Source organism: Pedobacter borealis DSM 19626 (genome assembly GCF_000708285.2).
Taxonomy (GTDB): domain Bacteria; phylum Bacteroidota; class Bacteroidia; order Sphingobacteriales; family Sphingobacteriaceae; genus Pedobacter; species Pedobacter borealis.
This window is the reverse complement of the sequence record NZ_JAUG01000055.1, coordinates 1-21,746: the sequence shown is the minus strand read 5'-3', so window position 1 is coordinate 21,746 and position 21,746 is coordinate 1. Positions and strand designations below refer to the sequence as shown.

Genomic DNA, 21,746 nt, shown 5'->3' with positions numbered 1-21,746 from the left:
ACCTATTTCTAACCAAATAAACCAAGGTATGAAAATAAAACTTACGCTGCTGTTATTGCTGTTTATATGCAGTTTCAGTAAAATGGTTCTTGCTACAGACTATTATACAGGATCGGCTACAGCTACTCTTGCCGGTAATAGTGGTACTGTTAATAACAATTGGACCACCAATCCAGATGGTATTACAGGTTTAACCACAGTGGCTATTGCCGCAACTGATAATCTTATAATTTTGAGTGGCGGAATCGCAACCATTACTGCCAGTATGAATATTGGGGCCTTAACCATTAATTCTGGAGGGAAAATTATCCACACAAACAATGCTTCAGCGAGTTCCTTTAACATTAACGGCTTACTTACCTGGAACGGAACCATAAAAACTGTTCAGGCAGTATCTGGAAGCAATTTTTTTAGTGCAAATGGAGATGTTAAAGGAACCACTGCGCTACACGATGCCAGCAGCAACAGAGGCGTGTATCTTGGCGGGGATGGATTAAGAAGTATAAACCTTAACCAGGTTTCTGGCGGTGTAATCAATTCAAGCAGTGTTGGGCTAATGATTGCTAAAAATCATTCACTTTCTGGCAATTGCAAGTGGTATAGCCCGCTTATTTATAACCAGAACTGTATTTTAGATCTTGCCGGTTATAATTTACAGGTATCTTCCATCACCGGCGGAAACTTGGCCCGCTTAATAAGAGCTAATGCGGCTTCCAGCCTTACCATTTCGGGTGGAGTTAATGCTTCTACAATTTATCTTGACACTGTTGCTACCGCCTTAAATTACCTTACCATCAATAATGATTTTTCAACAGGAACAACAACCGCTAACATCAGCGCCATCAACAATTTTGCGATAAACAACCTGATCAAGAACAGCCAGGGAACAACCACTTTTAACGGCAACATTGCGGTAAATTCATTACTTAACTTTGGTGCGGCAACGGGAACGACTTATACTGGTACTTTACAGATCAACGGTACTTTTTCATTGGCTAATAACGCAATGTTAAATGTACAAACGAAAGGAGCAACAGTTTCTAGCCAATACGATCAATTAAGTGTAAATGGAAATATCAATATAAGTACTTCAACAACCCTCAAAGTGAATACGCTTAACGCTTATATTCCTCCAAGTGGTACGTTATTTAATTTTGTCAAATCAACCGGAGGTACCATTGCCGGAAGCTTTCAAACGGTTCAAAATCCAAACAGTTTTATAACTACGGTAAGTTATCCTTCCGCAAATACGGTACAATGCGAGCTAACCAAAATTTGCACCTTCACTTTAACTCCTGATTTGCCAATTGTCGCATCAACCCCTACTGTAGAGACAGAAATAGAAACCATATACAATCGTTATTCAGATTCGTATTTGGGCACTTCTGCGCCAAGTGCCACTGCACTTAACACTGCAATAACTGCTTATAATGGCCTTGGTATTACAGTTAACGGAAATACTATTACCGGAAATGTTACAAATTACAACCAAACTTCATTTCTAAAAACCTTTGCGCAACAACTCAAGTTTCATCCTGAAGATACCGACACCTACAATAAAGCGCTAAATACCGTATGGCTGGTATCAGACCAGATATGTAAGGGAACCTTGGCCATCGATTATAATGAATACGATTATGCTGTATTTGCAAAGCCAGCAATACTCATACCGGGTATTAAGAGTAACCTATTGGTAAAGAGTTTGTTTGAAAATGTACTCTATAAACAAAATGCATTTGATCATATATGGGAGCCCAATTATGTGGATGGTGGCATTAATGTTGATCACCTTGGCAACTCTGGTGCGGTTACCATGGCATATGTAAAATGGATAGACGATGCTGACGAGCGGTATCGTTACATGACAGCTTTTAAGCGCTTTATGGATCATTTCTGCATCTATACCAAAGCAACGTACGACGGCATAAAACCAGATGGCTCAGGTTTCCACCACTGGGCATCTTATCCTGGTTATATGTACAATTTAAATTCCGCTTCTGATATTACTTATTATCTGCGGGCCACCTCTTTTCAGATCAGTACTGAATCTTATCTTAGGTTAAGAGATGCAGTTATGGCACAGCTGATGATTGGAAATGATAATACGATGAGATCTTTATCATTGGCAGGACGAAATCCTCACATATTTTACACCAATATTAACAAATATTCATTCCGTAACATGGCAGTGGCCGGGGGAAGTATTTTAGGCACAGGAAACTCAGACCCAATTATGGCTACAATCTACAATAGAACCTGGCCATCAGATCCCTATGGGCCATTAGGCAACTCAACTGTAGCTCCTTTTAATAATGGCTATTTTCAGTCTAACCATAGCATGGCTGGCATTTACCGTAAAGACAATTGGGTAGTCACCTGTAAAGGTTTTAACAACAATATGCTTGGTGCAGAGATCTTTGGCGTCTCTGATGGAAACGTGGCCAATCGGTTCGGACGTTACCAGAGTTATGGTGCAATAGATATTATTTATGCCGGAGATGCCCCTACAGGCAATGGCTATGATGTAACCACAAGAAACTGGAATTATATTCCCGGTACTACTAGTATCCGGTTGCCATGGGATAAACTGCAGGCCGAAAGAGATACTCAGGACGAATTACAGCAAAAAAGATTTGCTGGATCCCTTAGCTTTTTAAATAAAAACAGCGACTACCTAAAAGCAATTCATGGTACATATGGAATGTTTGCGATGGACTTTCGGGAAAGAACAGGGCTGGGATGGGGGACTAGGTATTCCGCAGAAAGCCATAATCCAAGTTTTATGTTTAAAAAATCGGTATTTGCCTTCGATAATATGTTAGTATGTCTTGGTTCTAATATTGGCAACAACGATGCGGTAAATACAACGCTCACAACTTTATATCAACGCAAGGCAACAGCTGGCAAAGAACTGGTAAATGTAGATAACAGCGCATTGCCTACGGGTGACTACAGCAACTCTTATGCAGGCACTACCAACCACTGGGTTTTAGATGGTTTTGGGACAGGTTTTTATGTGTTTTCTGGTAGTGGTACTATTAAGTTAACAAAAGCAGACCAACAAACGCCACAGCATGACAAACTGCTATCTGCGCAAACGATTTCAAACAACCCGATAGGGAATTATACCATTGGTTACATCGACCATGGAACAGCCCCGTCAGGCAAAGGCTACGAATATATTTGCATGCCTAAATCTACTACTTCAAACATGGCCGATTTAGATGGTCAGATAGCTGCAGGTAACAAACCCTATACCGTACACCGTAAAGATAGCCTTGCCCATATAGTAGAGTATAAGCCAACAGTCAACTCAAATTCTGTATTTGGATATGCTTTCTTCAGTGCCCTTTCAGGATTGAACAATGCAGGGAACCTTACTGGCGCCGATTATCCTTGCCTGGTGATGTCTAAATATGATTCAACTCAAAAAAGTCTTAAAATCGCAGTTACTAATCCTGATCTGGGATTTACCTGGCGGGCGAATACCCCATCAGTAAACAAACAAATAAACATTACCATAAAAGGAACAAATTGGGCAATTTCAACGCCTAACGCCAATGCCAGCATAACCGGTACATCAAATGGGGAAAGCAAAATTCAGTTTACAACGATAGATGGGTTACCAGTAGAAATTTCACTGAACCGTGTGCTGAGCCCGCAAACGATAACTTTTAATGCTTTACCTGCCAAAACTACCCGTGATGTCACCTTCGATTTAACCGCCACAGCCTCCTCAGGCCTGCCAGTTAGTTATGTTAGCAGTAACACTGCAGTAGCTACAATAAGTGGCAATACGGTAAGCATTATAGGAAAAGGTGCCAGTATCATTACAGCTTCCCAATCAGGTAATGATATTTATGATGCTGCTACACCAATAGAACAAACACTGATTGTTAATACATCCATTACTTCAATAGCAGACGACTATGTGCGTGATGGTGGTTCTGCAAACAGCAACTTTGGAACCGCTAATACACTGACAGTAAAAAAAGATGGCTTAGGATACAACAGAGAGGTGTACTTGAAATTTGATCTGAACGGTGTGGATAATTTTGACGATGCTACCCTAAGATTAAATATAGCGTCTGCTAATACCAATGTAGCCAGTACAACCTGGCAGGTGTACTATGTACCCTCAGATACCTGGACAGAAACCGGCATTAACTGGACCAATAAACCAGCATCAGGTACTTTACTGGCAACCATTAACGGCAAAGGCTCCGGATGGGCTGAATGGAATATCAGCACTCAAGCGTTATCAGAGTTTACGGGAGATAAAACGTTGTCGCTTCGTATCGTTTCAACAGTTATGAACGCTACCTCCGATGCATCGTTTAACTCGAAAGAAGCCGCTAGTTCAGAACTTCGCCCTCAATTATTGTTAACTTCAGGAAATTCGATGCAACCCGGATCAATGTTAGCAGTTTCGCCAGGAACAAGAGCTAATAATGGGCTCGTTAGCGAAAACTTAATAACTGCAAAAGAAAATAACATCGTACGTGCCTACCCGAATCCTGTAAAAGATTTCGTGAATATCAACCTGTCTGGTTACGAGAATGGAGCAGAAATTGAAGTGCTTAATCTATATGGCAGTACACTCTTACGCCAAAAAACAACCGGAAATAATGCCCAATTAAATATATCGTCATTCGCTTCAGGCTTATATTTATTAAAAATCAAAGCAGAAAACACAACAGTAGCCACAGTAAAAATAATAAAAATTGCCCCCTAGTGGGCAGAAATTTTAATGCCCTAGGCTAAATAATTTTAAAGAAATAGTAATTTATCTAAGCACAAGAAAATGGAAGGTAAAACTAGTTTACAATGGCGGCATTTTGGTTACTATGTCCTAATATGGGCAATCCTGCCGGCAGTCTACGAACTGCTGGTATGGAGATGGATATCTTAGCCCCGTTACCAAACGATGGAAAGGCATACCAGAGCCTTCATTATGACGGATATGGAGCTGATCATAAAAAAGTTGGCTCCATAACAACTGAGGTAGAGGTTAACAGCGGAAATTAACCGTTCGGGTATTGAACAACCTGATCAGATGCAGGGCAGCCAATACCAATATGTTACTAAATTTTGGTCCTACAAAGAATGGTATTCTTACCGCAGATATGTACCGCCACTTAGACGATTTCGCACAATGGATGAAAGTGAATAGCAAGTCTGTTAAAGGAACACACTCCCTTGAAGATAAGGAGTCTGCTTCTGTTTATTTTGGGACAAGAACAAAAACAATCCCTAAATGAGGAGAAAGTAGTGTTTAAAACGCCGCATGAAGTAAAAAAAGTGTCGTTATTAGACGGTGGAAAAAAGCTTAAATTTAATCTGGAAAATGGTGCCCTGACTGTTTTACCCGCATCACAAAGCACTGCCCTGGTTCAGGTAATTGATGTAGAACTGAAATAAGTGATCACATCAATTTAAAATAATTCCTTCGTCAATTATAAAAAAAATAAGCCCATGAAATCGTAAACAGCGGATCCAATTTCTTGAACTTCAGCGCTAAAATACATTCATGCATTGAAAAAAGGAAGATTTTATTCTAAATACGGAAATTTTTTCCCTGGCTTCTTTTTCTATAAATACATTTTTGCAAGTGTACCAGGTTACATCTGCCTGGTCTTACTGTGTCATTAAAAATATAATTTATGTTAACTAAATATTTTCTTTTAATTCTTTTTTTTGTTCCTGCTTTTTGCTTTGCGCAGCAATTGCCTTACCAGAATGTTGCACTTGATCTAAATAAACGTGTAGAAGATCTACTAAGCCGTATGACCTTGGATGAAAAGCTGGCGCAGATGCAACATATTCATTCGAACGATTTTGATACAGATAAAAAGCCGGATATGGGCATGCTTATTAATTTTAGCAAAGGAATCAGTTATGGCTGTATTGAAGGTTTACCTTATTCGGCCGAGCAATATGCAAAACTGATTTTTGATGCGCAAAAGTATATGCGCGAAGAAACGCGTCTTGGAATTCCGCTAATTCCGGTTATGGAAGGACTCCATGGTGCTGTTCAGGACGGAAGTACCATTTATCCCCAATCTATTGCCTTGGCAGCCACTTTCAATCCAGGGTTTGCATACAAAATGACTAGTTTGATTGGTGTGGAGGCCAGGGCAATAGGGATTAAACAGGTACTTGCTCCTGATCTGGATCTGGCACGCGAACTGCGCTGGGGTAGGGTAGAGGAGACTTTTGGTGAAGATCCTTATTTGGTTTCTCAAATGGGGATAGCTTATATAAAAGGTTTCCATGAGCACCGGATTATTACCACCCCTAAACATTTTGTTGCGCATGGCAGCCCCTCCGGGGGACTTAATCTGGCATCTGTAGCAGGTGGAATGAACAGTTTGTACAATTTATATATGGTTCCTTTTGAAAAGGTAATTAAGGAAACTGCTCCGTTTTCTATCATGAACTGCTATAGTTCGTATGATGGAGAGCCCGTTACTGGTTCCTCTTTTTTTCTGACGGATTTGTTAAGAAATACCCTGAAATTTAAAGGATATGTGTATTCAGACTGGGGTTCTGTAGAAATGCTATATAATTTTCATAAAACGGCCATTGATCAAAAAGACGCTGCAGCTCAAGCGGTAAAGGCCGGTCTTGATCTGGAAGCCTCAGGTCGGCTCTATTCGAAACTTGCGCCAATGGTAAATAATGCTACATTCGATATCAGCTACATAGATTCTGCAGTTAGCCGTATTTTATATGTGAAATTTGCTTCGGGATTATTTGATGAGAAACCAGTATACGATGCGTCTTTTAAAAAATATATCCATAGTAAAGAATCACAGCTGCTCGCAAAGCAAATTGCAGACGAAAGTGTGGTCTTGCTCAAGAATCAGGATAACCTCCTTCCCCTTGACATCAGGTCGCTAAAATCCATAGCAGTTATAGGGCCAAACGCCGATCAGGTACAATTTGGCGATTATACCTGGAGCAGAAATAATAAAGACGGAATTTCGCCATTGATTGGCATCCGTAACCTGACTAACGGGAAACTGAAAGTTAATTATGCTAAAGGTTGCGATCTCACTACGACCGATACCACTGGCTTTAAAGAAGCTGTACAAATGGCAGCCCAGAGTGATGTGGCTGTTGTTTTTGTAGGATCGCAAAGCGCTTCTCTGGCAAGAGACTATAGCAACAGCACCAGTGGCGAAGGGTTCGACCTATCAGATCTTACACTACCCGGAGCACAAGAAGAATTGATAAAAGGGATAAAAGCCACTGGAAAACCTGTAATTGTTGTACTTGTTACCGGGAGGCCGTTTGTGATGAGCTGGGAAAAGGAAAATGTTCCGGCAATTTTAACACAGTGGTACGCAGGAGAACAGGAAGGCGCCTCAATTGCGGATGTTCTTTTTGGAAATGTAGTCCCTTCAGGTAAACTCCCGGTTTCTTTCCCGCAGAGCAGCGGAAATCTACCGGTTTTTTATAATTATCTGCCTACTGATAAGGGTTTTTACAAAAAATCAGGCAGTTCAGCGCATCCGGGCAGGGATTATGTCTTTTCTTCGCCAGGCTCGCTTTGGCCCTTTGGTTTCGGATTAAGTTATACTTCATTTCAATTTGGCGACTTAAAGGTCAGCAGCGATAAGTTCGCCGTAAATGATACGATTAAGGTTAGCGCCAATATTTCGAATACAGGTAAGCTAGATGCAATGGAAGTGGCTCAGCTTTACGTAAGGGATCAAGTAAGCTCAATAGCCACTCCTGTTAAGCAGCTAAGGGGCTTTCAAAAAGTACTGGTGAAAGCAGGCGGAACAACTACAGTACACTTTTCACTTCCGGTTAGTGAACTCGCCTTTTATAATAAAAAAGGTGTAAAAACCGTCGAACCCGGTTTATTCGACTTAATGATCGGATCTTCTTCGCAGGATATACACCTAACGAAAACTATAGCCGTAAGTAATGGTAGCGAAAGCGTAAAAGCGGCTTTAAAGCCTGTTATTTCCAATGTGACTGATCCTGTGGTGTACAAAAAGCGCAGCTCTGCCAAGGTGTTTGTCATTCAGGGAATCATAAGAGATGTTCAGGCTTCTGGCCTTTCGGGTGTAAAGGTATCTGTAAAAGGAAAAAGTGGAAAAGTTGTATCCGGAAAAGGGGGGGAATATGAGATAAAAGCCCGGGAAGGAGATACCTTAATTTTTGTTGCTCCAGGCCATGATCCCTATGAAGTGGAAATTCATCAAGGAGGCTACCTCAATATAACCCTTTCACACCAGCAATAACCGGTTAAATACCTATCGTGTGGACACATCTTTTTGAGGTGAATTTTTAGGCGTTTTGCTAGCTTCCTCAAATAACACTTTGTCTTGACCGAAGAACGCCGTCAATCCCAAGGGCCGGAGAAATCAAAAAAACAGTTGTAGGAGAGAACAAATAGCATTGCCAAACCTAAAACGCAGTGGTTTTGTGTTCATAGAGGTTGATTAAAGCTTTAATAAGTATTGAACACAAACCCCGGAGGGCTCAATCAGCCCAAAGAAAACACAAACAACAACTGATTAAACGAAGTGCCGCTGTTTTTTTGATGCGTGAAGGATTGTGTAAAAGGCCCATTGCTGGATTGACAAAGCGCTTTGGGTAATTGGCGCTCCAAAATGCGCCAGCATTCTTGAGCACAAATAAAAATAACATGATCTGCGAAAAACTACCATGCCCCCGCGGCAAAGAGCGGAAAAGACAATGTTTGGGTAATTAATGTTTTTTTCCAAATAAATGCCTTTAGTAGCTAGAAAGATGCTGAAATAAATTCAGCATGACGACCGCCTTAATGAATGTTCACTAAAAACAAATATAGAATTAACAAAAGATGTGTCCACACGATAGGTTTTTCACGGGATTGGGTAACGCCCAAATCAGTTGGCAGTTTGCAGTTCACACCTGGCGATTAGCAACGTTGGTCCATTTAAAATAGATCCTGAAACGAGTTCAGGATGACGATTCGATGTATAAATCAGGGTAATGATGATAATATATAAGTTATTCTAAAAACAAAGTATCATCATCTTCATCGGTTAAGCTCAGCTGCACACTATCGCTACCGGCAATGCCTTCTATCGAACCGCGGATATGGGTCGCATTTAACAATACTTTCTCTAATTGCTTTTCACGTGCTTTCCATAAGCGTTCCATTGCATCACGCTCGCGTTGTATGGATAGTTTCATGCTCATAAAACCTTCTCTAATGGCTTTCCATTGTTCTGAAAACTCTGCTCCCATTAAGTAATCGTAAAGCATATGCATTTTTTCGCCGCGGTTTTCCTGCGATTTTACTGCACCGGCCAAACGTAAAATACCTTCGCGCAAAACGTATGCTACAGCATTTACTTCTTCGAAAGAGCAGATCCAAACCCCATCGCGCTGTCCGAAACAATCCATGCCTTTTGGGTAACATTGACTTACGATTACCGCTACATCAATACCCATACTGCGCATATCTTTCTTCAGTTTTTCGATCCAATCGCCACCAAAATCTTTGGTACGCTTGCTTTCATAAATAATTTTACCGCATTCCTGCCCAAATTGGTTCCGTACCACCTGTACACAATCTGCACCACGCACGCCTTTGCCAACTTCTTCAATTAAATCGAAAGGATAATTGGTACGAAGCAATTCTTCCAAAATCAGTTCCTGAACTTCGCCCTGCAATTGCATACTGCCCTGCTCAGCCTTACGTTTCATTTCTTCAGCCAATTTTTTCTGGTCGTCGAGCTGTTTTTCCAATTCCTTTAAACGCAATTGGTGTTCGGTATCTTTAATACTATTTTTTTCTGCCTCTTGCTTACGGATCTGTTCTACCAACTCATTACGCTGTTCTTGCATTTTACGTTGAAATGCAAGTTCCATTTCTTCTTCCTTTACTTTAAGGCTTTCCTCGCGGCGTAAAAACTCCAGTTCTTTTTCACGGGCCAACTTTAGTTTTTCAGCATTATCTTTCGCGTTACCCTCCAGCATTTGCAATTTGGTTTCAAAATCGGCCGAAATGCTTTTACGCAGGTTTTCCTCCAGATTATCCTTAAGCTTGGTTTTCTCTTCAGCAAGTTTGGCATCAAAAGCTTTCAATTGCTGTTGTTTTTCTGATTCAAAAACCTGCAGTTTACGTTGATATTCTTCATCTTTCTGCCTTGCATAAGCAGCCGCTTTCTCACGTAACTCTTTCTTATAATCTTCGGCCATGGCTTCTTCCATCGGAAAAACATGGGCACAGTTGGGGCATTTTATTTCGGTAGGCATTGATTATTATTTAACCACCAAGGCGCAAAGCACACCAAGGTTTTTTTATTGGTAAAGATATTAAAGCTTTTTATCATTGTACAAACGAGTTTTGCACCATTGCCATTAAAGTACCTTCGATCTGATTTCGTGACCGGCTGCTAAAATTTTACTTACCGGGCATTTTGCGGCAATTTCTTCCAATCTGATTTTTTGTTCTTCGGTAAGTATTCCTGTACATACAATTTCTTCAAAAAATATGGTTTCCCCATTTTCGGTATCAATATTTACTTCTACCTCAATTCTATCAATTGGCCATTCCTTTCTATCGGCATACATTCTTAAGGTAATGGCTACACACGACGCTAAAGAGGCCATTAACAATCCTTTTGGGGCAAAGCCTTTATGTGTACCACCCAATTCTAAAGGCTCGTCTACTATAATATCATGAGAACCATTGGTTACAGAACATGCATAATGCTCTTTATTTATTGTTGCTTTTACCATGTAATTGATTTTAGTATCCCAAATATTGTGCTTTAACTTTAAACTTAGGTAATAGTCTAGTCTTTTTTTGAAAATGAATTGAGAAGTCGGAAGCTTTAACAAAAAGCTATTGATTGCTTTCCAAAGCAAAAAACATCAAACATTATATCAAGCGAATTGTTCAATTATAAAATCATATGATCATGAAGTACAGAAAGTTAATTGGAAAATATTTAAAGCACGAATCGGATAACAGTGCAAAAATAGCACTTGCTTTAGTGGCTGGTTTAGCGGCGGGTGCGGTAATTAGTATTTTATTTGCTCCTGATAGCGGCGCAGGTACCCGTGGAAAAATTGTTGGAGGAGCTAAAAATCTACGTTATGGTTTTCAAGACAAATACAATCTTTTAAAAGAGAAGGTTTTTGGCGTAGAAGCTATCGAAGAAGATATTATCGAACATGAAGTACCACATTTTAAACATAAGGTTGTTAAGAAACGTAAATCGGATGTTCAGGAAATTTTAGAAAACGCACATGAGAACGGTCAAGTGCAAGAAGGACAAGGATAAAAAACTTAAATGTATAAAAGAAAAGTAGTCATCTCGATCCGATAGCTATCGGATAAAGCGCAGTGGAATGGAGAGATCTATGATGGATTTAGGTTCGCTTAGTACTTCGTGGTTCTCTACGTTGCACTCCGCCTGAAATGACAGCATTGCTAGGGTAATTTCTTAGTTTTACAGGATAATATCCTGTATATGATTTTTATCCTCTCGAAAATTTTGCTTTTCCTTATTAAACCGATATTATGGGTTTTTGTACTTTTGATTTTTGCAATTGCATCTAAAAATCCTAAAAAAAGGAAACGATATTTGATTGTAACATTAATCTTTTCTTTCTTTTTCACTAATGCTTTTATCGTAGGCAAAGTGATGAACGATTATCAAGCTGGCTACCCCAAACCGCAGAAATATGATGTAGGTATCGTACTTGGCGGTTTTTCAGGTTTAAACAAACGTAATAATGAAATTGCTTTTAATTGGGCAGGAGATAGATTGTTCCAAGCAATTGCGCTTTATAAAAAAGGACAGATTAAGCAGATATTACTTAGTGGTGGGAGCGCAAATTTAATAAACCAAAAAATAAAAGAAGCTGATTTAGCCATTCAGTACTTAAAACTGATCGGAATTCCTGATTCTGCAATCCTGATTGAAAACCAAAGTAGAAATACCATCGAAAATGCCAGGAACAGTTTGGCACTCATCGCGAAAAACAACCCTGAAGCTAAAATTTTAGTGATTACTAGTGCCTGGCACATCCCAAGGGCAAAGCTGATTTTTGATCGGCAGACTAAGCATAAAATCGAATATTTTCCAGCCAATTTTATCGGAAATACCGACTTTGAATTTGGCGATTTCATCATCCCAAGTGCTACAGCTTTGGTAACATGGGAATTGTTATTTAAAGAATGGACTGGCTTAATTGTAGACCGTTTGAGGGCTTAACCTGCACAAATCGGTTAATCGTTTGTGTCGTTAATTGCTGAAAATTGATAATAATGGAACCGCCTATAATTCCAGGCAGCTATATAATTGCACAATATAAACAGCAATCAAAATACAGATCAACTATTGATTTATAATCAGTATAAACATCAGTAAATGTAAAAGATCAATAAAAGTATTTTAAAAATTACTTTTTAAGAATGTTTTTATTTATACAATTGTATATCTTTATATAATATTTATCTAGATATAAAAACATGCTCACAGAAAAACAAACACAAAAACTCTACTGGTTAAAGTACGAAATCAGTTCCATCCAGGCATTAATCCTTAGCTCTCCAGGCATTGATCGTTTCACATTTTGTTATTTTTTCCCAGAAACTGACCAGCCAGCTAAACCTTTACAATTGATTGCTTATGGTTACATGGCACCAAGCAACCAGTACAGCAGTTATTTCGACAGATTGGAAATTTACAACAATAGTGCTTTAGATTTAAGCGGTCCGATTATTCTAAGCAATAATATCATTTCACTTGCCGATATCTTATTGTTGATTAACAATCCTGATGCTAACGGCGATAAACCTGATTATTTGGTATTCGTTCCGGATGTTAACCGTGGACACGTTTTTTACAATGTTAAACGGTTTAAAAGAATTGACACAGGAGATGTTGAATTAATTTACGACGATGAGACGCCAATTGTTACCAATCCATCTCCGCCAGCTACAATAAATTGATTAATTAACACCCTTATCCCAAATGCTTAAAATATTCCAATTTATTATCGATTGGTCTGAAGTCTGGGCGTTATTAATCCCTATATCTGTACTGCTAATAAAAAAACAACCGGCTAGCCTTAAGCTGGTTGTTTTTTATGTATGGGCGGCGCTGATTATTAACCTGGGAATAGATCTGATCTGGAAATTCAGGAGCATGATGCCTGCAGCATACAATTCTAATAATTTCCTCTACAACCTACACTCGGTTATCCGTTTCTATCTGTTCTGTGCATTTTTTATTCAGTTAAACCAAGTTTTTTTAGTTACCATAAAGAAAATTATCCCTATCTGTTTTACGGTTTTCATCATCATCAATTTTACTTTTTACGAAAACTTTTTTGATTATTGGAAATTAAGCAGCCGTTTGCTCTCAACCGAGGCCCTTTTTCTTTTGTTCTATACGCTGCAATATTACTTATTCAAAATAAATGATAGCACAGCTACCAAAATTACGAACAGCGATTTTTGGATAACCACCGGACTTGGCATTTTTGTTACCCTAAATTTTTTCATTTTTCTATTATACAACGAGCTTACATTGCGTTTTCAAAATTTTGCCATTAGCTTGTGGAGTGTGCACAATATCTCTTACATCATTTTTAACCTATTTATAGCGAAAGGATTTTATGAATCAGGTAAATAATGAGATTATGCAGATATTAATGGTTGGCATTGCTGCTATGCTTATGTTATTTATCAGTTTACTGCTCATCTTTATATTCATGCAGCGCAAAAAACTTCAATACAAACTTAACCTACAAACCTTACAGAATATACAAAAAAATCAATTGATCGAAGCAGCAGTAAGAAGCGAGGAAATTGAGCGGCACCGTATTGCTGAAGAATTACACGATGAGGTTGGTGCAATTTTAGGATCAGCCAGCTTGTATTTCTACGGAACCGACATCAATAGCTGCGACAAAATAAGTAAAGAAATGTATCAAAAAGGGAAAAGTTTGCTTGACGACGGAATTCACAAAATCCGCGGTATTTCGCACAACCTCCACTCCACCATTTTACAAGAATTAGGTTTAAAAGAGGCCATTTCACACTTCTGTAGCAAAATCAGCCATAGTAATGTTGCCGAAATCAGTTTAAGTTTAACAGACGATTACAGCATAAAGGTAAGCCGGAACGACATCAGTATTTACAGGATCATCCAGGAGCTTATCCATAACATAACCAAACATGCAAAAGCCAGCCTTATCCATATTCAATCTGTGAGTGTTAATAGTAATTTGGTATTTACCATTTCGCATAACGGGAATGGTCTTACACAAAATCAATTTGAAGAACTGCGCTTTATAAAAGATGGATTAGGACTAAAAAATATTCAAAATAGAATGATCCTGCTAAAAGCAGACCTTGTTTTTTCACAGTATGGGGGTCGGTATTTTATTAAAATTACCATTCCCGCAAGTTAAACTCTTTATTATGTAATATAAATTATATTAAAATGTAATAATAAAACTCATAGCACACAAAATTAAAAACTAAAAAAAATAAATAATAAATACAAATAAGATAGTATTAATAGACAATTCATGTATATTAATATAAAATATTAAGTAATTTTAAGTGCTCAATTAAAATAATAATGCTCAAAATAAGGATAGCCATAGCAGATGATTATAGCATTTTTAGAGATGGTTTAAGGGTAGGCTTTAACCGTGATAAAAATCTGGAAGTAATATTTGAGGCATCAAACGGGGAAGAACTGATGTGCAAACTCGAAGATGTACAGCCAGACGTTATTTTAATGGATCTGAAAATGCCTGTAATGGATGGGATGGAAGCCATGAAATTAATCCGCAAAAAATATGCTGAGGATATTAAAATTCTTGTTCTAACCATGTATGATGAGGTTAAATTTATTATTCATTTAATGGAAAATGGAGCTAACGGCTATCTATTAAAAAATACAGATCCTAAAGAAATCAGGAAAGCTATTTATTCGGTACACGAAAGCGGCTACTACTTTAACGATATTGTAACCAAAGCATTATTAAAAAAATTAACAATTAAAGGCTCTAGCAGGCCCTCGCTCGATCAGAATATAGAATTCTCAGAACGCGAACTGGATGTTTTAAAAATGATCTGTGATGAGAAAACCGCGACTGAAATTGGCACAGAACTTTTTTTGAGTCCACGTTCAGTTGAAGGTATCAGAATGCGCATTATCGAAAAAACAGGCGTTCGCAATACTGCGGGCCTGGTAATGTTTGCCATTAAAAACGGTGTAATATAGCCGTATCAAATCTCTTTCTTGAGTTAAATACAAGGCTAAAACATTCTTTTGCCTTTCTATCAGTATCTATCTTATTTTAAGCATAAACCCAAAAGGTCATTTTATCCTACTAACTACGTAGAAATACTCAATATTTTAAATGAGTATTACCACTCTGGTAAAAAAAATATGGTGTACCGAACTTTATGTTGTGCAACGAAGCTTCAAAACAAGGCACACTAAACAATTTTTTATTTACCTCAAAAAGAAAACAAAATGGCAAAGTCAAGTTTATCAAAATCAGAATTAGCAATTCTTGATGCATTAATCGCTAATTTAAAAGGCGACAACGAAATTGTTGAAGCGAATTCAGCAGAACCACTTTTTATTGCTGCAATAGCCCGTACAGCGCTCCAAGCTGTTAAGGTAACCATTCAAGCCACCCCGGTAGTTACTCAGGTAATTGAGGCTATCGGTGCTGCTAATGCTTTAAATGAAGCTGAAATTGGTGCGCTTTCTAAAGAAGCCAAAGATGGTTTATCTTTAGATAAGCTGATCGAACTTCGTAAAAAATTCAATTAACAATTTGAAAAGGAGGGCAAGTATACCTACCCTCCTTTTCCTCAACAATTCGAAATTATGATGCTGAAATTAAACCCTATAGTTATTTACGAGCTCGTAGTAACTTTTTTTCTGGCCTTTTGGTTTTTAGCAACCATATTGTGTCAGTTTAAGGAAACTAAAATATCCTCATTTATCAGATATAAAATTGATTATTTTAACCTGATTCCATTATGGACATTCTTTGCTCCCCACCCCGGTAAAAGGGATTACCATCTACTGTATCGGGATAAAATAACCGACATCGATTATAGCGATTGGCAGGAAATGGAAATTACCGAAGAACGTACAATATGGTCATGGCTTTGGAATCCGGAAAAACGTGATAAAAAAATATTATCAGACGTAGTACAAAGCCTGGTATCAAGCATCCCTTCCTACCGTGAAAAAGCAGGGAGCCTAAATTTACTGATGTTTTCTATGCCTTATATCATAGTATTACATGCGGTTAGCCAATACAAGAAACAATCACAAAATTGCTATCGGCAGTTTATGCTTGCAGAATCATCAGGTTATCAAAAAGAAACTGCGCCATCATTAATTCTATTATCCGTTTTTCATCAAATATAAAAAGTCATGATTTTATTAAATGATATATCACAAACTGTACTTATTATATTGAGTATAGGTTTATTAATTTCTACGCTGGAGTATCTCAAGAAAGTACAGATATTTTCTCCTAATGGTTTGTTATCCTGGAATGTAATGCAGCTAAAATGGACCAAACAGGATGAAAAGTCTTTTTTCAAACCTCTTTTTAAACTGTTCAGCGCACCAGGCCTGGCTGCTCTTTTTATCATCAGGTGCCTGCTTATTATTGGATTATTGTTCTTTCCATTACAGAGTACAACAGGATGGGTACTGATCAGTTTGTTGGGAGTCAGCTTACTAGTGGCATCACTGGTTACTTATTATGGAAGTGATGGTTCAGACCAGATGAGCATGCTCATTATTATCACATTGATTCTATGCAATCTTCCTGCTTTTACAACTGGTAAATTGAGAGATATTGGTATATGGTTTATCGGACTACAGGCCTGTCTTTCTTATACTGTTGCGGGTATTGCCAAACTTGTATCTGCTGAGTGGCGTTCAGGAACAGCAATAAAAGATGTATTCTCGACCAAAACATATGGCTCTAAAAAAGCAAGTCTTTTATTGCAAAAATATCCTTCTGCAAACCGTTTTCTGTGCTGGAACGTTATTATTATGGAAACCATATTTCCATTATGTCTTATTCTGCCCTGGCAATATGCCATAGTATTTCTGATATGGGGATTTATATTCCATTTCTTTACAGCACTTATTATGGGTTTGAATTCGTTTTTCTGGGCTTTTATGGCTACTTATCCAGCAATTTATTTTATTAACCACCAAATGCCATGGCACCTATTTTAGACACAACAAAAGACATCATTCTATTTGATGGTGTCTGTAATTTTTGCAATGGTTTTATCAATTATATAATCACTCATGATCAAGCAAACAGGTTTTGTTTTGCTCCGCTTGACAGTAAAACCGCATTGCAACTGGGTAAAGTCCATCAGGTTAATTTTATAAAACTAAATAGCATTATTGTGGTACGCAACAACGAGTTTCTTACCCAATCTAATGCAGTAGCTTATATCCTAAAAAATTTAAATGCTTGGTGGGCTCCGTTAACTAACGTGGGTTATTTGATACCTGGTTTTATAAGAAACTGCCTGTATAAAGCATTCGCCAACAACCGTTATGCATTATTTGGGCATACAGACAGTTGTATGCTACCTACAGAACATATTCGAAGTAAGTTTTTGATATAGCACTTTGATTGGCGGCTTAATTTTGGTAAATGCAGAATATGGCAGCAATGTTCTGCACACCAAAATTATTTATTAAAACTTATTTATATTATCCTTCAATTGCTTTCCAAAGCATATCTTTCAGCTCTAAAATATTTTTTTCAGCTACTGACGAAATAAATATAGATGGAATATTTGGCAGATCCTGTTTCATTTCTTCCATCAGTTCTTCATCTAACATATCTGATTTGGTAATGGCTAAAACATGCGGTTTCTGCATTAATTCAGGATTGTAAGATTCCAGTTCGCTTTTAAGGATTTCGTATTCTTCTTTAATTGAACGGCTTGTATCAGCCGGGACCATGAATAACAATACCGAGTTACGTTCAATGTGGCGTAAGAAACGATAGCCTAAACCTTTACCTTTTGACGCACCTTCGATAATCCCAGGAATATCAGCCATTACAAAAGATTTTCCACCCCTGTAACTTACAATACCCAGGTTAGGAACAATGGTAGTAAAAGGATAATCGGCAATTTCCGGCTTAGCAGCCGAAACTACTGAAAGTAATGTAGATTTTCCTGCATTTGGAAAACCAACCAGGCCAACATCGGCCAAAACTTTTAATTCTAAAATGTTCCAAACCTCTTGCCCTTGCTCACCCGGTTGTGCAAAACGTGGTGTTTGCTGAACCGAATTTTTAAAGTGTGCATTCCCTAAACCACCACGGCCACCAGCTGTTAAAATCTTAGTCTCGCCATCTTTGGTAATTTCGAAAAGGATTTCTCCGGTTTCAGCATCCTTAGCAATGGTACCAAGCGGAACCTCCAGGATTTCATCCTTACCTTGTTTACCGAATTTATGGGAACTACCGCCTGCTCCACCATCTTCAGCAATAATGTGCTTACGGTATTTAAGGTGCAATAATGTCCAGATATGGATGCTGCCTTTAACGATAATGTGGCCACCACGACCGCCATCACCACCATCGGGGCCACCCATTGATGTTAAAATATCACGATGCAAATGTGCCGAACCCGCCCCGCCCTTACCAGAACGGCAACAAATTTTTACATAATCTACGAAATTCGAACCCTGTGACATATTTTAATATTGAAATGTTAATACTGGAACGTCGAAAACAACAATTCCTTTAAAATTAAAGAGTTATAACGTTTTAACATTATAACTCTTTTTATGTTTTTGAATATTGGATCGGGAATTAATTAAAACCGTCTCTTTTATATCCGCTATTTGAACTTTATACCTTATACTGATCAATTACAGCGCAAAGATCACTATATACCGTTTCAATTTCACCTATTCCGTTTACTTTATTCAACTTTCCTTGCTCTTCATAATAAGGCAATACGTGGATGGTTTTATCAAAGTATTCTGAAATCCGTTTTTTTAATTTTTCAGCGTCGTCATCAGGACGGCCGCTGGTTTTGTGACGTTCGGCAATACGTTTTGTTAACTCGTCCTGGTCAACATCCAAAGCAATAACGCCAGCAATTTTACTGCCTTTACGCTCTAAAAATAGATCAAGCTCTATTGCTTGTGGAACGGTACGCGGAAATCCATCAAACACAAATCCTTTAGCATCAGGATTTTTATCTACCTCTTCTTCAAGCATGGCAATTGTAATGGCATCTGGAACCAATTCTCCATCAGCTAACAATTGACTTACTTTTTTTCCTAATTCGGTTTCTCCTTTAACGTGTGCTCTAAAAAGATCGCCTGTTGAAACGTGTACCAACTGATATTTTGCAATCAGCTTTTCAGATTGGGTGCCTTTACCCGCCCCTGGAGGGCCAAAGAGAACTAAATTAAGCATTCAAGTTGTTTAGGTTGTCTTCAAAAATTAAAAAAGCCTTATTCCTATGGCTCTGTTAAAAGTAATATTCAAATCACTGATTAATAGGATTAGACATTGCTTACTTTCAAGGCTGCAAATATATAATTATTAATTTAGATGCCATTTAAAATTGATGATTTATTTAAAAATGGGCTATTTTAATGACATTTATCTTCATCTAAGAAGAATCTTGTGCCATTTTTGTATTTAACAGAATTTTCTTCAAATATTAAGGAATCTAACCAAACAATCATTTTACATTTTTATTAAATTTTACAAAAAATTTAAGTATTGGTAACATTACTGGACTGATATCTTTCAATATACGTAGATTTTAAAAAACGAAATGCCGCGATGCTGCCATCAGCAGAAAAACATTTATCGCCTAGAATAGAAAACCCATTTTTATTGATCTCAAATTTAAAAGTCTGCGATATCAATAGCCCTCTTGCTAAATTTCAGATAAGTAACAATAACTTTCGATCCAATTTTATAACGGTTATAATCTTCTTGCTTAACCTCAATCCTTATTTTTTCATTTTTGAATGGGCCCGAATTTAAAAATTCTTGGCGAGAAAGGTTCCTGGGAAAAGCGAGGTTAAGCTAAAAAGGTCTTTCAAACTGAAATCGAGTAAGAAGCAGGAAATTAGTTTCCCTGCTGTCTCCTCACACCACTGCACGTACCGTTCGGTATACAGCGGTTTGCTAGAATAACTTCGTTTGGTATGTCGTTTTCCAATAGTAATAATGACCAAATCCGTCAAGCCCAAGCCTCAAAAAGAACTTTTTCTCAAGTGTCGTACGTAGTGTCGGGCTGTTTGCAGTCCTGCAATGTCCCTTGCGGGTATTAGCCAGCTGATAAGCCCTTGATTTCACTACCCCCACCTTCATCAGGTTCCTCGCTCTGCCCGTTATACCCTTCCATTGTTTCCACAACACAATCCGCAGTCTGGTTCTCATCAACCCGTCCAGTTTTTCCATGTATCCCTTTGCATTTGCAATTGCAATAGAGAAGTAGTTGACCCAACCATGAATGATTTCCTTAAGCTTTGATATCCGTTGATACAATGGAACGGGCTGATTCCGTTTGGTCTGCTCCCTTATTTTCTCTTTGAGCGCTCTTAGAGATTTGGATGAAATTCGCATCTTCCATCCCTCTTTGCTACCATAGAATGAAAACCCAAGCAGACTACTTTGGCTCGGCCTGCTGACCTTACTCTTCATCCTGTTAACCTTCAGTTTCAGCCCGTCTTCCAGATATACTGAAATACTTGCCATTTCCCGCTGTGCCGATTTCCTGCTTCTTAAATAGATACTGCAATCATCAGCATAACGTACGAACCGATGCCCACGCTCTTCGAGCTTCGCATCAAGTTCGTGAAGGATCACATTTGATAATAACGGGCTTAATGGACCCCCTTGTGCCATACCTTCTCTTCTTGGGCTGACCAATCCATCCTCCATGATTCCCGCATTCAGGTAAAGACCGATAAGCTTCAAGGTCCGCTTATCTTTTATCTTTAATGAGATCAGGTACATAAGTCTGTCATGATTTACCCGGTCAAAGAATTTATCCAGGTCAAGTTCTACAATCCAGCTATAGCCTGTGTTAAGGTATTCCTGAGCCTTTAGCACTGATCTGGCCGGAAACCATAACTATCAGAGGAAAAGTCGCCCTCGTACTTGGGGCTCAGCCATTGAGAGATGGCCTGCTGGATCAACCGGTCAATGACCGTTGGGATGCCAAGCATCCCCATACCACCGCTGCTTTTGGGTATCTCTACCTTTCTCACAGCGTTTGGCCGGTAATCGCCTTTTAAAATATTAGCCCGTAATCTCTGCCAGCTCGTATTCAGGTAGTCGCGAAGTTCATCGGTCTGCATACCATCAATACCACCAGCACCCTTTTGGCAGTAACCCGCCTAAAGGCGCTTTGTACGTTTCGGATGTCTAATATTTCTTCAAGCATAATACTAAAAAAAAACTCCTTCCCAGCCATTGTGCACATTGGTTGCACGGCTCGGCTCAGCTCCTCTTATATTTTACTCTCGGATGCCGTCCTACCCTCATATAAGCAGTTCTCTAATGTGGTTCCGCTGTAAACGCTCTGCCATAAACTTCCTGTTTCCTTTGCCATCCTAACATTTGGTCCTTTCTGCATCCGAAAATGCAGTACTACGACCGCTGCTGAATTCTGACTGAGGCATTTAGCATCTCTACTAAATGTTTCCTCTCCTGTA

At 38.6% G+C, this 21,746-nt stretch carries 21 protein-coding genes; 15 read left to right on the top strand and 6 right to left on the bottom strand.

Translation table 11 applies throughout. From position 1 onward, the window contains the following. Positions 1-28 precede the first annotated feature (28 nt). From AW17_RS14910 to AW17_RS14900, 5 genes are all read left to right on the top strand, one after another. Positions 29-4,735 carry a CBM96 family carbohydrate-binding protein gene (locus tag AW17_RS14910; protein WP_029277753.1) on the top strand — a complete coding sequence of 1,569 codons (4,707 nt, stop codon included), beginning with the start codon at positions 29-31 and terminating at the stop codon, positions 4,733-4,735. A gap of 69 nt (positions 4,736-4,804) precedes the next feature. Further along, complete coding sequence (locus AW17_RS25405; protein WP_157280322.1) at positions 4,805-4,912, top strand: hypothetical protein; 108 nt, start codon at positions 4,805-4,807, stop codon at positions 4,910-4,912. A 127-nt stretch (positions 4,913-5,039) separates the two neighbouring features. Continuing rightward, the gene (locus tag AW17_RS25400) at positions 5,040-5,261 is read left to right on the top strand and encodes an alpha-L-fucosidase (RefSeq protein WP_083488725.1); all 222 of its coding nucleotides are present in this window, start codon (positions 5,040-5,042) and stop codon (positions 5,259-5,261) included. Beyond that, positions 5,200-5,421 carry a hypothetical protein gene (locus tag AW17_RS24230; protein WP_036670068.1) on the top strand — a complete coding sequence of 74 codons (222 nt, stop codon included), beginning with the start codon at positions 5,200-5,202 and terminating at the stop codon, positions 5,419-5,421. The genes AW17_RS25400 and AW17_RS24230 overlap by 62 nt, the downstream gene beginning before the upstream one ends. Positions 5,422-5,663: 242 nt before the next feature. Beyond that, entirely contained in the window at positions 5,664-8,258 is a 2,595-nt protein-coding gene (locus AW17_RS14900; RefSeq protein ID WP_029277749.1) for a glycoside hydrolase family 3 N-terminal domain-containing protein, read from the top strand. 754 nt (positions 8,259-9,012) lie between these two features. Here AW17_RS14900 and AW17_RS14895 read toward each other — a convergent pair. Both AW17_RS14895 and AW17_RS14890 read right to left on the bottom strand, forming a co-directional pair. After that, entirely contained in the window at positions 9,013-10,266 is a 1,254-nt protein-coding gene (locus AW17_RS14895) for a DUF2130 domain-containing protein (RefSeq protein WP_029277747.1), read from the bottom strand. A gap of 105 nt (positions 10,267-10,371) precedes the next feature. Then, complete coding sequence (locus AW17_RS14890; protein WP_029277745.1) at positions 10,372-10,752, bottom strand: OsmC family protein; 381 nt, start codon at positions 10,750-10,752, stop codon at positions 10,372-10,374. Between the two features lie 182 nt (positions 10,753-10,934). Between AW17_RS14890 and AW17_RS14885 the strand changes: the two genes are divergently transcribed. The 10 genes from AW17_RS14885 to AW17_RS14840 all read left to right on the top strand — a co-directional run bounded on the left by AW17_RS14885 (position 10,935) and on the right by AW17_RS14840 (position 17,668). Further along, the gene (locus AW17_RS14885; RefSeq protein WP_051691869.1) at positions 10,935-11,300 is read left to right on the top strand and encodes a YtxH domain-containing protein; all 366 of its coding nucleotides are present in this window, start codon (positions 10,935-10,937) and stop codon (positions 11,298-11,300) included. A 303-nt stretch (positions 11,301-11,603) separates the two neighbouring features. Further along, positions 11,604-12,236, top strand: coding sequence for a YdcF family protein (locus tag AW17_RS14880; protein ID WP_167343685.1), 633 nt, complete (start codon positions 11,604-11,606; stop codon positions 12,234-12,236). A gap of 257 nt (positions 12,237-12,493) precedes the next feature. Next, positions 12,494-12,976 (top strand): hypothetical protein, encoded by a 483-nt coding sequence (locus AW17_RS14875; protein ID WP_029277739.1) that lies wholly within the window; start codon positions 12,494-12,496, stop codon positions 12,974-12,976. 22 nt (positions 12,977-12,998) lie between these two features. Continuing rightward, positions 12,999-13,661, top strand: a complete 663-nt coding sequence (locus AW17_RS14870) for a hypothetical protein (protein WP_029277737.1) — start codon at positions 12,999-13,001, stop codon at positions 13,659-13,661. After that, the gene (locus AW17_RS14865) at positions 13,645-14,442 is read left to right on the top strand and encodes a sensor histidine kinase (RefSeq protein ID WP_029277735.1); all 798 of its coding nucleotides are present in this window, start codon (positions 13,645-13,647) and stop codon (positions 14,440-14,442) included. Before AW17_RS14870 ends, AW17_RS14865 begins: the two co-directional genes overlap by 17 nt. A gap of 173 nt (positions 14,443-14,615) precedes the next feature. Further along, positions 14,616-15,266: a response regulator transcription factor gene (locus AW17_RS14860; protein WP_029277733.1), complete on the top strand. Its 651-nt coding sequence runs from the start codon at positions 14,616-14,618 to the stop codon at positions 15,264-15,266. Positions 15,267-15,521: 255 nt separating this feature from the next. Beyond that, on the top strand, positions 15,522-15,827 hold the full coding sequence (locus tag AW17_RS14855; RefSeq protein WP_029277731.1) for a hypothetical protein: 306 nt from the start codon (positions 15,522-15,524) through the stop codon (positions 15,825-15,827). A 57-nt stretch (positions 15,828-15,884) separates the two neighbouring features. After that, entirely contained in the window at positions 15,885-16,436 is a 552-nt protein-coding gene (locus AW17_RS14850; RefSeq protein ID WP_029277729.1) for a hypothetical protein, read from the top strand. A gap of 6 nt (positions 16,437-16,442) precedes the next feature. Continuing rightward, positions 16,443-17,264: a hypothetical protein gene (locus AW17_RS14845; RefSeq protein ID WP_029277727.1), complete on the top strand. Its 822-nt coding sequence runs from the start codon at positions 16,443-16,445 to the stop codon at positions 17,262-17,264. Continuing rightward, complete coding sequence (locus AW17_RS14840) at positions 17,249-17,668, top strand: thiol-disulfide oxidoreductase DCC family protein (protein ID WP_029277725.1); 420 nt, start codon at positions 17,249-17,251, stop codon at positions 17,666-17,668. Before AW17_RS14845 ends, AW17_RS14840 begins: the two co-directional genes overlap by 16 nt. Positions 17,669-17,756: 88 nt before the next feature. Here the strand turns inward: AW17_RS14840 and obgE are convergent, their stop codons facing one another. The 4 genes from obgE to AW17_RS24670 form a co-directional block, all read right to left on the bottom strand. Beyond that, a complete protein-coding gene (obgE, locus tag AW17_RS14835) occupies positions 17,757-18,752 on the bottom strand; it encodes a GTPase ObgE (RefSeq protein ID WP_029277724.1) in 996 nt (331 codons plus the stop codon). A 157-nt stretch (positions 18,753-18,909) separates the two neighbouring features. Further along, positions 18,910-19,485: an adenylate kinase gene (locus AW17_RS14830; protein WP_029277721.1), complete on the bottom strand. Its 576-nt coding sequence runs from the start codon at positions 19,483-19,485 to the stop codon at positions 18,910-18,912. A gap of 726 nt (positions 19,486-20,211) precedes the next feature. Then, on the bottom strand, positions 20,212-21,141 hold the full coding sequence (locus AW17_RS14825; RefSeq protein ID WP_209444262.1) for a reverse transcriptase domain-containing protein: 930 nt from the start codon (positions 21,139-21,141) through the stop codon (positions 20,212-20,214). A 400-nt stretch (positions 21,142-21,541) separates the two neighbouring features. After that, a partial coding sequence (locus AW17_RS24670) for a hypothetical protein (RefSeq protein WP_036670065.1) occupies positions 21,542-21,746 on the bottom strand: 205 nt, incomplete at its 5' end.